Origin of the sequence: Streptomyces sp. NPDC048383 (assembly GCF_040651775.1) — a bacterium.
Classification (GTDB): domain Bacteria; phylum Actinomycetota; class Actinomycetes; order Streptomycetales; family Streptomycetaceae; genus Streptomyces.
The window spans coordinates 1-13826 of the sequence record NZ_JBEZKS010000053.1 but is presented as its reverse complement, the minus strand read 5'-3'; the positions used below and the strand labels follow the sequence as shown (position 1 = coordinate 13826).

The window sequence follows — 13826 nt, the reverse complement described above, 5'->3', positions numbered from 1 at the left end:
CGACGGCCCATGCCTCGGTGAAGGTGCGCAGGGGAGCGGCGGACACCTCGGTACGGGCGCGGGCGGTGCTGGCCGCCCGGTCGCGGTCGAAGTCGGCGAGGAGATGAGGGGCGACCCGGGCGAGGGTGGCGCGGATCGCCTCGGGCTGAGTGGGAGGCTGAGGGGTGGCCGACGGCTGGGGCGCGGTACTCATGCGGCTTCGGTCCTCTCCTGCGAGTCCGGATCGCCCGCCCGGTAGGCGTTGGCGGGACAGCACTGAGGGCTCGTCCAGATCGTTCTTCTCGGCGTCGGTCAGGGGATCGCTGGGTGCTCGAACGGTTCGTGCATGAACCGTCGTCTGCACATGACGCTATGTCGGCATCGACGAGCCTGCGGGCGCGGGGGCCGTGAGGTTCCGGCTGTGGCCGCCGGGGTGGCCGAGGGGGTGGGCGCAGGCGATGGGGCCGGTGGTCGCCGGGCAGTCCGGGAGGGGGAGGACGGCGTCGGGTTCCGCGTCGGGCCCGTTCGCGTCGGACCAGCGGGCCCACAGGGTGTCGCCGGAGGCGGGGTCGTGGACGACGTCCAGGTGCGGGCCGGCGTGGCGCTCCAAGGCGCAACGCAGCTCGGGGCCGGCCGCGAGGACCTCCCGGAGGGCCCGCGCGGGCAGGAGGCGCGCCAGCGCTTCCAGGTGCGCCGCCGAGAGGGCGCCGGACGCGGCGCACACCGGGCGCGGGGGAGGCGTCGGCCCGCCGCTCACGCGAGCCACCCCCGGGCGACGATGCCGGCCACGCAGCAGGTCCAGGCGATCGCCCCGACCGTCACGGCCACCGCGGTCCGCCGGTCGGCGCGGGCCCGGCGGACCGCCGGGTCGGGATCGGGCCGGACCAGGCCCCGCAGCCGCTCGGCCGCCGCCAGGGCGCCCAGCGCGAACGCGCCGCGCTCCGCGTCCCGACGGACCAGCGCCGCGTCCAGCAGCGTGAGGAACAGCGCCCGGTAGGCCGGGTCCGACTCCATGCGCCGCAACTCGGCCCCGGTGCCGTCCCCTTCGGGCGGCGGGGCGCTCAAAGCAACCCCTTCGCGCTCTGTGCGTTGCGCCGCGCGTTCTCGGCGCGCAGGCGCTCCATGGGCTCGGCGGGCCGCACGTGCTGCGGCTCCGCCTCCCACTCGGCCCCGCCGTGCACGGGCCGCAGGGCCCAGTACGGGCCGGCGACCCCGCGGAACTCCCCGACGCGGTCACCCTGCGCGGTGTCCACCACGAGCGTGCCGGGGGACGGGGGTTGAGGCGGTTGTGTTTCACACATGACACCGTTCCTCTCCGTAGCCAATTCGCTACCCAACGGGTTCAGGATGACCCGGGCCAGGGGAGGCTTCAACTTGTCGAATTGGAACGGAAGATTGGTCAGGGGCCCTTGAACCGCAAGGAGTTGAATCCCGAACGCGGACCGCAGGCCGCCTTCGGCGCGCGTGTGCGCAGCTGGCGGGAGGAGCGTGGTTGGACGCAGGAGTTCCTGGGCGGGCGGCTCGGGTACTCCAGTACGCACGTGTCAGCGGTCGAAACCGGACGGAAAGTGCCGACCTTGCGGTTCTCGCGCAGTGCCGACGAGGTCTTCGGCACCGGCCAGGGCGAAAAGTCGTTCGAGCGCGAGTGGCGCGAGATCCGGCACGGCGTACTGCTGGAGGGCTTCCCGGAGTTCCTGGGCTACGAGAGCCGCGCGGTGGAAATCCGCCTGTACGAGGTGGGCGTCATACCTGGACTGCTCCAGACGCCGGAGTACGCGACGGTGCTCGCCGAGAGTGCCGTCAAACGAGGGGCCATCACTGCCGATCACGCGGCCGAGCGGATCGCCGTCGTCGCGGACCGACAGACGGTATTGCTGCGCACTCCTCCGCCGCTGATCCTCGCGATGCTCGACGAGAGCTGTATCCGTCGGCCCCTCGGCGGAGCCGCCCTGATGCGGGACCAGTTCACGCGACTGCTGGAATTCGCCGAACTGCCGAACACGGTGCTCCAGGTCGTCCCGTTCGAGTTGGGAGAGCGGCGTCCGTTCAACCTGCCCGTCACCGTGCTAACGCTGCCGGATCGCTCGATCATGTCCTACGCGGAATCTGCTCAACGGGGCCATCTGGAGCGGGACAACAACTCGGTAGTGCCCATGCTGACGGCCTACCATCAACTCCAGGCCGAAGCACCCACGCAGGCGGCTTCTGTGGCCATGATCGATCAGCTACGAAAGGGCACCTCGTGATGACCGAATCCCCCCGCTGGTTCACGTCCTCCTACAGCGACAACGGCGGCCAGTGTGTCGAGGTCGCCACGAACCTCGTCGCCTCTCGGGGTGTGGTTCCCGTCCGGGACTCCAAGCGTGACGACAGCCCCGTGCTCGGCTTCACCGCCACCGCGTTCGCCACCTTCGTGGACGGCGTCAAGGCGGTCTGAGCGTCGGTCCGGCCCCGGAGGCGTGCGCCGCCCCCGGGGTCCGATCCGTCAGCCCGCCGCGCGCGGGAGGCGGCGTTCCCAGGTGCGGTGGAAGACGACCTCGTCGCCCTCCCTGCAGACCACCTCGTTGGACGTCAGGAAGCCGCCCTCGTCGCAGGAGATCTCCGAGCGGGTCTCCACCCGTGCGTCCCAGCCCAGTTCCGGCCGGCGCAGTCGGATGTTCCACTCCGAGCGGGTGCGGGCCGACAGCGGGTCCGACTCCTGGATCTCGTACACCTCCCGCGCGTCCTCGCTGAACTCCAGGCCGTCCGGGTACACCCGGGTGCCCCCGTAGCGGGGGTCCACCTCCAGGCGCCAGGTGCCGGCCGCGACGTCCCGTACGACCAGGCGTTCCGGGCGCGGGCCCTCCAGGGTGTCCGGGTAGGCCACCGCGAGGGGCGCGGCCTGTTCCGGGGCCTCGAAGACGATCGTCTCGTCCGCGCGCGGGGAGGGCGGTCGGACGGGGAGTTCCAGGGTGCTGCCCGCCGGGTCGAGGGTCCAGCCGGCCTCCGAGCCGGCCCGCGGCCAGATCCAGGGCCAGTACGCGGAGGACACCGCGAGCCGGATCCGGTGCCCGGGCGGGAACGCGTGCCCGATGCCGTTCAGTTCGAAGGTGACGTCCTCGGTCGCGCCCGGCCGCCACGGCGCCGCCCGGTCCCGGCCGTGGCGCGCCGACAGGTTCAGCGCGCCCCGGGTGACCAGCGTCGAGGAGCCGTCGGGGGCGACGTCGCACAGCCGGGCCACGACCTGCCCGTACGGGACCTCCATGCGCAGCCGCAGCGTCACCGACGGCCGGCCGAGGATCTCCACCGGTTCGCCCGCCCCGACGGGGAACTCGAAGCAGGCCGACTTGGCGTCCTCCTCGCGCTGGTCCGGCGGCAGGTCGGCGTCGTTGCCGAAGGGGAAGAAGCGGCCCGCGTCCAGCCCGGTGTGCTGTGGCGAGGCGACGACCACAGGGGGGCCCTGGAGCCCGTACGAGACGGGGACGACCGTCGGGGACGGCCAGGCCCGTTCGCCCACCCAGCGGCCCGGCAGCCGCTCGTAGACGGTCGCCGGCGGGTGCGAGTCGCTGATCCAGGCGCGCAGCAGGGGTTCGTCCATGACGCCGTTGTCGTCGCCGCGCAGCCAGTGGTCCCACCAGCGCAGGGTCTCCTGGAGGAAGCCGATCGCCGGGCCCGGCGGCAGCCCGCGGTCCGGGTACTGGTGCGACCAGGGACCGATGAGGCCCCGTACGCGCCCGGTCGGGAGGTGCTCGACGAGCCGCAGGACGGTGTCCCGGTACGGGTCGTGCCAGCCGCCGACGGCCAGCACGGCGGCCTTCACGGCCCCGTAGTCCTCGCAGACGCTGCCGTGGCGCCAGTAGTCGTCGCGGGTCTGGTGGGCCAGCCAGGTGTGGACGAGCGGCTCGACGGCGGTGAGCCGGTCCAGCCACTGCTCGCGCCAGCCGTCGCCGACGAACAGCGGGTCCGGCGGCCGGGCGGCGAAGGCCAGCATGGTCGCCGCCCAGGCGTGCATGTCCACGGCCAGCACGGAGCCGCCCATGTAGTGCACGTCGTTGTCGTAGCGGTCGTCGGTCGAGCAGACGGTGACCACCGCCTTCAGGGCCGGCGGGGCCAGCGCCGCGATCTGGAGGCTGTTGAAGCCGCCCCAGGAGATCCCGAACATGCCGACCGCGCCCGTGCACCAGGGCTGCGCCGCCAGCCACTCCACCACGGCGACCCCGTCGGCGAGCTCCCGCGCGTCGTACTCGTCGCCCGGCAGGCCGCCGCTGCACCCGTGGCCGCGCACGTCGACGCGGACCGAGGCGTAGCCGTGCCCGGCGTACCAGGGGTGGCGCTGGCGGTCGCGGGGCGCGGTCCAGTCGGTGAGCCGGTAGGGGAGGTACTCCAGCAGGGCGGGGACGGGCTCGTCCGTCACCGGGCGCCAGATCCGCGCGTACAGCTCCACCCCGTCCGGCAGCGGGATCCGGACGTCCTCGTGGGTGGTCCCGTACGGGAACTCGGTACGGATGATCATCGGTGGTCGGGCCCCTTTCGGTGGACGGGGTGCGGTGCCTCAGTGGACGGGGTGCATGGTGCGGCGCAGCCAGGGCGCCAGCGCGACCACGACCAGGCCCGCCGCGACGGCGATGGCGCCGTTGACGCCGAAGTAGACGGGGTGGGAGACCCGGTCGTAGAGCTTCACGACCTGGGCCTGGATGCCGTTGGCCAGGGCCAGCGAGAGGAACCACAGGGCCATGGTCTGGCTCGCGTACGCCTTGGGGGCGAGCTTCGTGGTGGCGGACATGCCGGAGGTCTCCAACAGCACGTCGCCGAGGCCGAGCAGCAGGTACGAGCCGACGATCCACCAGGCGGCCATCTTGTACGTCTCGTCGGCGTGGCCCGAGGTGGGGACGACCATCAGCAGGAAGGACAGGCCGCCCAGGATCACCCCGATGGCGATCTTGTTGGAGGCGTGCGGCTGGCGGCGGCCCATCCGGACCCACAGCGCGGCCACCACGGGCGCCAGCGCCACCTCGAAGGCGCCGAGCGCGGAGGCGTACCAGCCGGCGGGGAAGTCGAAGCCGAGGATGGTGGTGCGGGCGTTGGTCGAGGCCAGCAGCATCATCGTCGAGTAGGCCTGGAAGAGGATGAAGTTGAAGGCGACCGAGGCCAGGAAGAGCACCACGTACGGGCGCAGCCGGCCGCGTTCCTCGGCCGTGACGCGGGGGCTGCGGAACATGACCGCGAAGTAGACGATCGGCGCGATCACCGAGACGAGGGTCAGGACGTCGACGAAACGGGCCATCGTCAACCAGCCGATGGCGGCCAGGAGGGTGGCGATGACGGCGAACGCGAGGCAACCGCCGACGATCTTCCGGATGGCGGCGCGCATCGCGTCGGGGGCGAGGGCGTACTCGGCCGAGTGTTTCCGTCCGGCCAGATGGCGGCGTCCCAGCACGTACTGGACGAGCCCGGCGGTCATGCCGATGGCGGCGGCGGAGAAGCCCCAGTGCCAGCCCTCGCGCTCGCCGAGCCAGGCGGTGATCAGCGGGCCGGCGAAGGCGCCGATGTTGATGCCCATGTAGTAGAGGGCGAACCCGGCGTCGCGCCGTTCGTCGTCCGTGCGGTACAGCTTGCCGACCATGCTGGCCACGTTGGGCTTGAGCAGGCCGGTGCCGGCGCTGATCAGGCCGAGTCCGACCCAGGTCATCGCGGCGGTGGGCACGGCCATGGCGTAATGCCCGCAGGCGATCAGGACGCCGCCGTAGAGCACCGCCCGGTAGGAACCGAGGATCCGGTCGGCGAGCCACCCGCCGGCCACCGAGACGAGGTAGACCATGGTCCCGTACGCCGCCGCGACGGACGCCGCGCTGCCCGGGTCCATGCCCAGGCCGCCGCTCGCCACCGCGTCCGCGAAGTAGAGGACGAGGATGGCCTGCATGCCGAGGAAGGAGAACCGCTCCCAGACTTCCAGCCCGGACAGGGTGGCCAGGCCCCTGGGATGCCCCAGGAAGGCGTGGTCGTCACCGGGCGGCGGCTGGTCCGCCTCCGGGTCGGGCCCGTCCATATCGGTCATGGTTCTGGACACCACAGATTCTCCGGTCGTTTCGACTTCCACTGAACATACCGGGGTGTATCGGGCGCTGCGCGCGTGGCGGCCGGACAGGCGCTCTGGGTGATCGAAAACGGACCGGATACGCTGGCTTGAGTGATGGCAGCGACACATCGACAATCCATGTGATCGTCAAGGTGATCGTCAGCAGACAGGAGTACCCCTCGTGACCGTCGTCGGGCCGTTCGGACTGAGCGTGCGGGACCAGGCTCTTGAGACCGATGTCCAGGCCGGACTGGCCGCCGTCGAGGCGGGTCTGCTGGAGGCCACCAAGAGCGAAGTCCCCTTCATCACCGAGGCCGCGCAACACCTGGTGAAGGCCGGGGGCAAGCGCTTCCGCCCACTGCTGGTGATGCTCGCGTCCCGCTTCGGCGATCCCTACGCCCCCGGGATCGTGCCGTCCGCGGTGGTCGTGGAGCTCACGCACCTGGCCACGCTCTACCACGACGACGTCATGGACGAGGCCGACGTGCGCCGCGGCGTGGAGAGCGCCAACGCCCGCTGGGGCAACTCCGTCGCCGTCCTGACGGGTGACTTCCTCTTCGCCCGCGCCTCCCACATCCTGGCCGACCTCGGGCCGGAGGCCGTCCGCATCCAGGCCGAGGCCTTCGAGCGGCTCGTCACCGGCCAGATCCTGGAGACGGCCGGCCCGCGCGACGGGCGCGACCCGGTCGCGCACTACCTCGACGTCATCGCCGGCAAGACCGGCTCGCTGATCGCGGTCTCCGGCCGGTTCGGCGCGCTGATGGCCGGCGCCGACGAGGCCGTCGTCAACATCCTGACCCAGTACGGCGAGCGGCTCGGCACCGCCTTCCAGCTCGCCGACGACGTCCTCGACATCGCCTCCGACTCCCACGAGTCCGGCAAGACCCCCGGCACCGACCTGCGCGAGGGCATCCCCACCCTGCCCGTGCTGCGGCTGCGCGAGATGGCCGAGCGCGACGGCCGCCCCGAGGACCTGGAACTCGTCACGCTGCTCGACGGCGACCTCACGGACGACGCCCGGCACGCCGAGGTCCTGGCCCGGCTGCGGGTCCACCCCGCGCTGGAGCGGGCCCGCCGCGACACCATCCGCTACGCGGAGGACGCGCGCGCCACCCTGGCCCCGCTGCCGGAGTGCTTCGCGAAGTCCGCGCTGGAGGAACTGTGCGACGCGGTGGTCCACCGCGCCGGCTGACGCCGTCCCGCCCCGGGGTGCCCCGCGCCCCACGCCGGCGAAATGACTGCCTCCCCCCGGGCGACCCCTACGGGTCGGGGGAGGCGGGCCGCCGCGGTGTCATCCCACGGTCGTACGCGGAGTTGGCTCCGGGGGCTGACGCCCCGGGGGCCGCGATTTGGTCAGATGGAGACATCGAACCCCAGCGGACCGGGTGAGCGCGGCGACACGGGGGTCGCCGCCGACGACACAGAGGGCAGGGCACTGACATGGCAGCGAACACGAAGACCTCGCGGAAGGCCGCACGGTACGCCGTACCGGTCGCGGTGGTGGGCATCGCGGTGGCGACCGTCGCGATGGTCCCCGCCTTCGCCAACGCCGGCGGACCCGATCTTCCCGACGTCACGGCGCAGCAGCTGATCGAGAAGGTCGCCGCGTCCGACGTCGAGCAGCTCTCCGGCACCGCGCGGCTGACCACCGACCTGGGCCTGCCGAAGATCGCCTCCGGCCTCCTCGGCGGCGGTGGCGTCACCGGCGGCTCGGCCAACCCGGAGGACAAGATCGCGCAGCTGGCGAACGGCTCGCACACCTTCCGCGTCGCCGCGGACGGCCCGGACCGCCAGAAGCTCACCTTCCTCGACGGGAAGGACGAGTACAGCCTGATCCACAACGGCGCCGACGTCTGGGGCTACGACTCGAAGTCCAACGAGGTCTTCCACGAGAAGAACCCCGAGGGCGCCGGCAAGGGCACCGAGCACGGGACGCCCGACCGGATGCCGGGCTCCCCGCAGCAGATGGCCCAGGAGATCCTCAAGGCCGCCGGCCCGACCACGGCCATCAGCGTCGGTGACACGGCGCAGGTCGCCGGGCGGGACGCCTACCAGCTGGTCCTCAAGCCCAAGCAGAGCGGCTCCACGGTCGGCTCGGTGCAGATCGCGGTCGACGCCAAGAACGGCGTCCCGCTGCGCGTCCAGCTGCTCTCCAGCCAGGGCGGCAAGCCGATCGTCGACGCGGGCTTCACCAAGGTCGACTTCGCCAAGCCCGCCGCCGACACCTTCGCGTTCACCCCGCCCAAGGGCGCCAAGGTGACCGAGGGCCTGGAGGGCGAGGGCAAGGAGCACGGCAAGGACCTCAAGGCCCTGGAGTCCTTCCCCGGGCTCGACGCGCTGACCGGCGGCGGCAACGGGGACGTGAAGGTCCTCGGCGAGGGCTGGGCCACCGTCGCCCGCATCGACACCGGCGCCGGCCAGGGCCTCAAGGAGCTGGAGAAGGACAAGAACGCCCCCAAGGAGGCGCAGCAGTTCCTGAACTCCCTCGGTGACAAGGTCACCGGGAAGTTCGGCGAGGGCCGGGTCCTGTCGACCCGCCTGGTCAACGCCCTGATCACGGACGACGGCAAGGTCTACGTCGGCGCCGTCACCAAGGACGCGCTGATCAAGGCCGCCGACGCCGCCAAGTAGTCGCGAGCGGCGCCGCGTAGCCGCGGTGACCACGCGAAGGGTGGCCCGGGACCTGTGTCCCGGGCCACCCTTCTGCCGTTCCCCTCCTGCGTACAGCACACCCGCTGTACCGTGTTGGCCATGTCGAGACACGTCACCATTCGCCTGGACGAAGAGTTCCACGAGCGCCTCAAGGTACGCGCGGCGGCGCTTGGCACGACGGTCACCGCACTGATCACCGAGGTGACGGAGCGCGAACTCGACGAGGACCGGAAGACGTTCCTCACCGGCATCGAGGAGTTCGCCGACCACTGGGGCTACTTCCAGGAGCGGTTCGGCAATTGAAGATCACCATGGAGTGGGCCTGGACTGCCCTCGCCCACCACCTGCCGTCGGATCCCGCCGTATGGGACCCCTCCGGGGTGGCCGCCGCCGTCGCCCGGCACCAGAACGACCTGGTGCTGGTGCCCGAACAGCCGGCCCCCGACACCGCCTGGCGGGCCGCCGCGTTCCTGCACACGCTGGCCGTCTGTCCCGCGCTGGAATCCCCGATGAACGAGTTCTACGCGGCCGCGGCCACCCGCTCGTACCTGCGGGTGGCCGGGGCCAGACAACTTCCGACGCCGGAGGAGCTCGGCGACCTCGTGGAGGCCGCGAAGCTCGGCCGCGCCGACATCGCGGCCGTCGCCGAGGAGTTGCGCGCCCGGATCCAGGAACCGTTGTCCGCTTCGCTCCGGTCGGGACCCGAGGACGAGTGAGGCCGGCGCCGCCCCGTACGGAGCGACGCCGGACCCGTCACTAGAAGGTGATCTTCCAGCTGTTGATGTAGCCGACGTCCTGCGCCGCCACGTCCTTGACCTGGAGCTTCCAGACGCCGTTCGCCACCTCGCTCGACGCGTTCACCGTGTACGAGGCGATGACGTTGTCGGCGGAGTCCGAGCCGGAGTTCTTCAGCCGGTACGCCGTCCCGTCGGGGGCGATCAGGTCGATCTGGAGGTCACCGCGGTAGGTGTGGACGATGTTCACGTCGACCTTGGTGGTGGCGGGCGCGTTGCCCGTGACGCCGGACACCGTGATCGGGGAGTTGACCCCGGCGGCGGGGGAGTCCGGGATGTTCACGTCCGTCGTGTTCTCGAAGGACTGGCCCGGCGGGACCGGGGTGGACGCCCCGAGGTTCCAGATCGCGTAGGCGATGGCGTCCGCGTTGCGGTCCAGGGCGGTGTCGTTGATGTTCGCGGTGTTGTCGCAGGAGGAGTGGTAGCAGCGGTCGAAGGACTGACCGGCGGTGCCGCCCCACTTCTGCGCCTGCGCCGAGGACTTGCTGTTGCTGGCACCGCTGAACAGACCGCCGACGGGTATGCCGACGTTCTTGAAGGACGCGTGGTCCGAGCGGCCGTCGCCCTCGGTCTCGATCTCCGTCGGGACGCCGAGACCGGCGTAGTAGTTCTTGAACGTCTGCTCGATGGTCGGGTCGTCGTCGTAGACGAAGTAGCCCGGGTTCGGCGAGCCGATCATGTCGAAGTTCAGGTACCCGGCGAACTTGGCGCGCTCGGCGGTCGGCAGGTTGTTGACGTAGTACTTCGAGCCGACCAGGCCCAGCTCCTCCGCGCCCCACCAGCCGAAGCGCAGGTGCTTCGTCGGCTGGAGGCCCGCCCGCGACACGGCGAGAGCGGTCTCCAGGACCGCCGCGCTGCCCGAGCCGTTGTCGTTGATGCCCGCGCCCGAGGTCACCGAGTCCAGGTGCGCGCCGGACATCAGCACCGAGTTGGGGTCACCGCCCGGCCAGTCGGCGATCAGGTTGTAGCCGGTGGCACCGCTGGAGGTGAAGGTCTGGAGCGTGGTGGTGAACCCGGCCGCGTCCAGCTTGGCCTTCACGTAGTCGATCGAGGCCTTGTAGCCGGCCCGGCCGTGCGCGCGGTTGCCACCGTTGTTCGCGGCGATCGTCGACAGCTGCGTGAGATGGGCCTTGACGTTGGCCAGCGGGATGTCGGGCGGGGTGGGGGCCGCGGCGACCGCCGTGGGTGCGGCGAGCGCGACGGGGGCGGTGGCGCCCAGCAGACCGGTGACCGCGATCGCGGCCACGGCGGCGAGGCGCCGGGAGACGGACAGGCTCATGTGGGGGCTCCGGGATTCCGTATGGGGATGAGACGGAACGTGCGGGGATAGAGCAGGTGAGCTTGTAGTGCGTCAGTGCGAGCCTGATGTTCAGCGAGAGCATGACAATCCGTCAAGACCACAATCCGGTCAGGGCGGTTCGGAAAACGGACGATCCCCGGTACAGATGTTCCGTACCGGGGATCGGGTGGGCGAAAGGGGGCGGTGTTACGCCGGTTCGCGGGTCTGTGCGGGAGGAGCGGCGGGCCCGTCGGTGAGGGCCGCGTCGGGGGTCTCGCGGGCGGCCTCCCGGGCGCTCGCCTGCGGGAGTTCCTGCGGGCCCGCACCGAGCGCGGTCGCCGCGGCGGCGGCGAGTCGGGCCCGCGACCTGCGGGAAGTGCGCAGCGCGTCCCAGGTCAGGATCGCGAGGGCGGCCCACACCAGGGAGAAGCCCGCCCAACGCTCGGGCGGCATCGCCTCGTGGAAGTACAGGACGCCGAGCCCGAACTGGAACACCGGGGCCATGTACTGGAGCAGCCCGAGGGTGGACAGCGGCACCCGGATCGCGGCCGCCCCGAAGAGCACCAGCGGGATCGCGGTGACCAGGCCCGTCGCGGCCAGCAGCAGGGAGTGCCCGAGGCCCTCCGTGGCGAACGTCGAGTCGCCCTGGACCGCCAGCCACAGCAGGTAGGCGAGGGCCGGCGGGAACAGCAGGGCCGTCTCCGCCGTCAGTGACTCCAGGCCGCCCATGTCGAGCTTCTTCTTGATCAGTCCGTACGCGGCGAAGGAGAAGGCCAGGATCAGCGAGATCCACGGCGGCCGCCCGTACCCCACGGCGAGCACCACCACGGCCGCGAACCCGATGGCGACGGCCACCCACTGGGCCCGGCGCAGCCGCTCCCCGAGCACCAGTACGCCGATCGCGATGGTGACCAGCGGGTTGATGAAGTAGCCGAGGCTGGCCTCGACGACCTGCCCGTTGTTCACCGCCCAGATGTACAGGCCCCAGTTCACGCTGATCACGGACGCGGCGAGCGCCGTCAGCCCGAGCTTGCGGGGCTGCCGGGCCAGCTCACGGATCCAGCTCCAGCGGCGCAGCGCCAGCAGCGCGATCCCGACGACGGCCAGGGACCACACCATCCGGTGGGCCAGGATCTCGATCGCGCCCGAGGGCTTGAGCAGGGGCCAGAAGAGGGGTACGAGCCCCCACAGCCCGTACGCGCCGAATCCGGAGAGCAATCCCGTGCGCTGCTCGTTCTCGGCCTTCACGGGTCCTCCAGTGCTACTTCCGGCCAATCTCACAACGCAATGACCGTAGCGCCGCAGGCGTCCGATGTCATGCCCGTTCGAGCGAGATACTCATGACATCTCGGTGGGTGGGACGACCGGTCGGCCGGGTCGCCCCGGCCGGTCGCGGTGGGTGATCCGGATCAGGCCAGGGCGGCGGTGACCGCGGCGGCGAGCGGAGTGGTCGGCCGGCCGATCAGCCGGGCCAGGTCTCCGCTCGTACCGGCCAGCCGGCCGCGCGCGATGGCCGCGTCGACGTCGACCAGGATCGCGGCGAACCCCTCGGGCACGCCGGCGCCGGTCAGGATCGCCAGGTGCTCGTCGGCGGTCACCGAGGCGTACGCGACTTCCTTGCCGGCCTGCCGGGCGACCTCGGCGGCGTACTCGGCCAGGCCCCACGCGGTGTCGCCGGAGAGCTCGTAGACCCGGTTCAGGTGCCCGTCGCCGGTCAGGACGGTCGCGGCGGCAGCCGCGTAGTCGGCCCGCGCCGCGGAGGCGATCCGGCCCTCGCCGGCGCTGCCGACGACGGCGCCGTGCGCCAGGACGCCGGGCAGCTGGGCGGTGTAGTTCTCGTGGTACCAGCCGTTGCGCAGGAAGGTGTGGGGGAGCCCGGAGTCGAGGATCGCCTGCTCGGTGACCTTGTGCTCGGCCGCCAGGTCGAAGTCGGCCTCGGGGCCGCCGAGGATCCCGGTGTACGCCAGCTGGGCGACCCCGGCCGCCTCGGCGGCCTTGATCACGGCGGTGTGCTGCGGGACGCGCCGGCCGACCTCGCTGCCGGAGATCAACAGCACCCGGTCGCCGGCCCGGAAGGCAGGGGCCAGGCTCGCGGGGTCGTCGTAGTCGGCGACCCGTACCTCGACGCCCCGCGCGGCGAGGTCGGCGGCCTTCGCCTCGTCGCGCACGACGGCGGCCACCCGCTCGGCGGGGACCAGGTTCAGCAGCTCCTCGATGACGAGGCGGCCCAGGGATCCGGTGGCTCCGGTGACGACGATGCTCATGATGCGCTCCAGTGCGATGACCAGGTGGATGACACCATCCTACGGAGAGCGCTAACTATTGGAAAGTACCCACTTGAAAGTAAGGTACTGGCATGGAAGTAAGTAGCCCCGGTAAGCCCGCCGACATCCGGGCCCCGATGTGCCCCTCGCGCGGGATCCTGGAGCACGTCACCAGCCGGTGGGGCGTGCTCGTCCTCGCCGCCCTGATCGAGCGCTCCCACCGCTTCAGCGAACTGCGCCGGGAAGTGGGCGGCGTCAGCGAGAAGATGCTCGCCCAGACCCTGCGGACGCTGGAGCGCGACGGCTTCGTCCTGCGCCACGCGCACCCGGTGATCCCGCCGCACGTCGACTACACCCTCACGGAACTGGGCCGCGAGGCCGCCGAGCAGGTGTGGGCCCTGGCGCGCTGGACGGAACGCCGCACGGCCGAGGTCCAGGGCGCCCGCGCGGCCTACGACGCCGCCCGCGCGGCGCAGGACGAGGGCCGTGCCGCGCAGGACGCGGCCCGGGCCGCACGCGACGAGGCCCGGCCCCCGTCGTAACGGGTTCCGGGCCTCGTCGTGCCTCGCTGCCGGTTCGCGGCCGGTACCAGGCCGGCCGGATGACGCCGTCCGATGCCTAGTCGGTGACGGTCCAGGTGTCGGCGCCCGCCAGCAGCGTCGCCAGATCGCCCTTGCCCCGCTGGTCGACGGCGGTCTCCAACTGCTCGGCCATGAGGGTGTCGTAGACGGGGCGTTCGACGCTGCGCAGGACGCCGATGGGGGTGTGGTGGAGGGTGTCGGGGTCGGCGAGGCGGGAGAGGG

The 13826-nt window shown here is 71.8% G+C and carries 15 protein-coding genes and 1 pseudogene; 7 read left to right on the top strand and 9 right to left on the bottom strand.

All coding sequences use genetic code 11. The features are described from left to right. Window positions 1–349: 349 nt before the first annotated feature. The 3 genes from AB0D46_RS29455 to AB0D46_RS29445 are packed head-to-tail and all read right to left on the bottom strand — an operon-like array spanning window position 350 to window position 1280. Window positions 350–736, bottom strand: a complete 387-nt coding sequence (locus AB0D46_RS29455; RefSeq protein WP_362881914.1) for a hypothetical protein — start codon at window positions 734–736, stop codon at window positions 350–352. Then, the gene (locus tag AB0D46_RS29450) at window positions 733–1044 is read right to left on the bottom strand and encodes a hypothetical protein (RefSeq protein WP_362881913.1); all 312 of its coding nucleotides are present in this window, start codon (window positions 1042–1044) and stop codon (window positions 733–735) included. Before AB0D46_RS29450 ends, AB0D46_RS29455 begins: the two co-directional genes overlap by 4 nt. Further along, window positions 1041–1280 carry a hypothetical protein gene (locus AB0D46_RS29445; protein ID WP_362881911.1) on the bottom strand — a complete coding sequence of 80 codons (240 nt, stop codon included), beginning with the start codon at window positions 1278–1280 and terminating at the stop codon, window positions 1041–1043. Before AB0D46_RS29445 ends, AB0D46_RS29450 begins: the two co-directional genes overlap by 4 nt. A 108-nt stretch (window positions 1281–1388) precedes the next feature. Between AB0D46_RS29445 and AB0D46_RS29440 the strand changes: the two genes are divergently transcribed. Next, a complete protein-coding gene (locus tag AB0D46_RS29440) occupies window positions 1389–2225 on the top strand; it encodes a helix-turn-helix transcriptional regulator (RefSeq protein ID WP_362881909.1) in 837 nt (278 codons plus the stop codon). Beyond that, window positions 2222–2416, top strand: coding sequence for a DUF397 domain-containing protein (locus AB0D46_RS29435; RefSeq protein ID WP_362881908.1), 195 nt, complete (start codon window positions 2222–2224; stop codon window positions 2414–2416). The genes AB0D46_RS29440 and AB0D46_RS29435 overlap by 4 nt, the downstream gene beginning before the upstream one ends. Before the next feature lie 48 nt (window positions 2417–2464). Here the strand turns inward: AB0D46_RS29435 and AB0D46_RS29430 are convergent, their stop codons facing one another. Both AB0D46_RS29430 and AB0D46_RS29425 read right to left on the bottom strand, forming a co-directional pair. Next, complete coding sequence (locus AB0D46_RS29430) at window positions 2465–4471, bottom strand: CocE/NonD family hydrolase (RefSeq protein WP_362881906.1); 2007 nt, start codon at window positions 4469–4471, stop codon at window positions 2465–2467. Between the two features lie 39 nt (window positions 4472–4510). Then, window positions 4511–6004, bottom strand: coding sequence for a peptide MFS transporter (locus tag AB0D46_RS29425; RefSeq protein WP_362881965.1), 1494 nt, complete (start codon window positions 6002–6004; stop codon window positions 4511–4513). Window positions 6005–6215: 211 nt separating this feature from the next. Between AB0D46_RS29425 and AB0D46_RS29420 the strand changes: the two genes are divergently transcribed. The 4 genes from AB0D46_RS29420 to AB0D46_RS29405 all read left to right on the top strand — a co-directional run bounded on the left by AB0D46_RS29420 (window position 6216) and on the right by AB0D46_RS29405 (window position 9402). Further along, the gene (locus AB0D46_RS29420) at window positions 6216–7226 is read left to right on the top strand and encodes a polyprenyl synthetase family protein (RefSeq protein ID WP_362881905.1); all 1011 of its coding nucleotides are present in this window, start codon (window positions 6216–6218) and stop codon (window positions 7224–7226) included. A gap of 248 nt (window positions 7227–7474) precedes the next feature. After that, window positions 7475–8665, top strand: a complete 1191-nt coding sequence (locus AB0D46_RS29415; RefSeq protein WP_362881903.1) for a DUF2092 domain-containing protein — start codon at window positions 7475–7477, stop codon at window positions 8663–8665. A 120-nt stretch (window positions 8666–8785) separates the two neighbouring features. Further along, window positions 8786–8989, top strand: a complete 204-nt coding sequence (locus AB0D46_RS29410; protein ID WP_362881901.1) for a hypothetical protein — start codon at window positions 8786–8788, stop codon at window positions 8987–8989. Then, on the top strand, window positions 8986–9402 hold the full coding sequence (locus AB0D46_RS29405; RefSeq protein WP_362881899.1) for a hypothetical protein: 417 nt from the start codon (window positions 8986–8988) through the stop codon (window positions 9400–9402). The genes AB0D46_RS29410 and AB0D46_RS29405 overlap by 4 nt, the downstream gene beginning before the upstream one ends. A 40-nt stretch (window positions 9403–9442) precedes the next feature. Here the strand turns inward: AB0D46_RS29405 and AB0D46_RS29400 are convergent, their stop codons facing one another. The 3 genes from AB0D46_RS29400 to AB0D46_RS29390 all read right to left on the bottom strand — a co-directional run bounded on the left by AB0D46_RS29400 (window position 9443) and on the right by AB0D46_RS29390 (window position 13023). Continuing rightward, window positions 9443–10759 carry a M28 family metallopeptidase gene (locus AB0D46_RS29400; protein ID WP_362881897.1) on the bottom strand — a complete coding sequence of 439 codons (1317 nt, stop codon included), beginning with the start codon at window positions 10757–10759 and terminating at the stop codon, window positions 9443–9445. A 207-nt stretch (window positions 10760–10966) separates the two neighbouring features. Then, window positions 10967–12007: an EamA family transporter RarD gene (rarD, locus tag AB0D46_RS29395; protein WP_362881896.1), complete on the bottom strand. Its 1041-nt coding sequence runs from the start codon at window positions 12005–12007 to the stop codon at window positions 10967–10969. Window positions 12008–12168: 161 nt separating this feature from the next. Further along, on the bottom strand, window positions 12169–13023 hold the full coding sequence (locus AB0D46_RS29390; RefSeq protein ID WP_362881894.1) for an SDR family oxidoreductase: 855 nt from the start codon (window positions 13021–13023) through the stop codon (window positions 12169–12171). A 92-nt stretch (window positions 13024–13115) separates the two neighbouring features. Between AB0D46_RS29390 and AB0D46_RS29385 the strand changes: the two genes are divergently transcribed. Beyond that, window positions 13116–13565: a helix-turn-helix domain-containing protein gene (locus tag AB0D46_RS29385; RefSeq protein WP_362881892.1), complete on the top strand. Its 450-nt coding sequence runs from the start codon at window positions 13116–13118 to the stop codon at window positions 13563–13565. A gap of 76 nt (window positions 13566–13641) precedes the next feature. On the opposite strand, the pseudogene AB0D46_RS29380 reads toward AB0D46_RS29385, so the two are convergent. Next, window positions 13642–13826 (bottom strand): annotated as a pseudogene (locus AB0D46_RS29380) (2-oxoacid:ferredoxin oxidoreductase subunit beta); the annotation flags it as partial.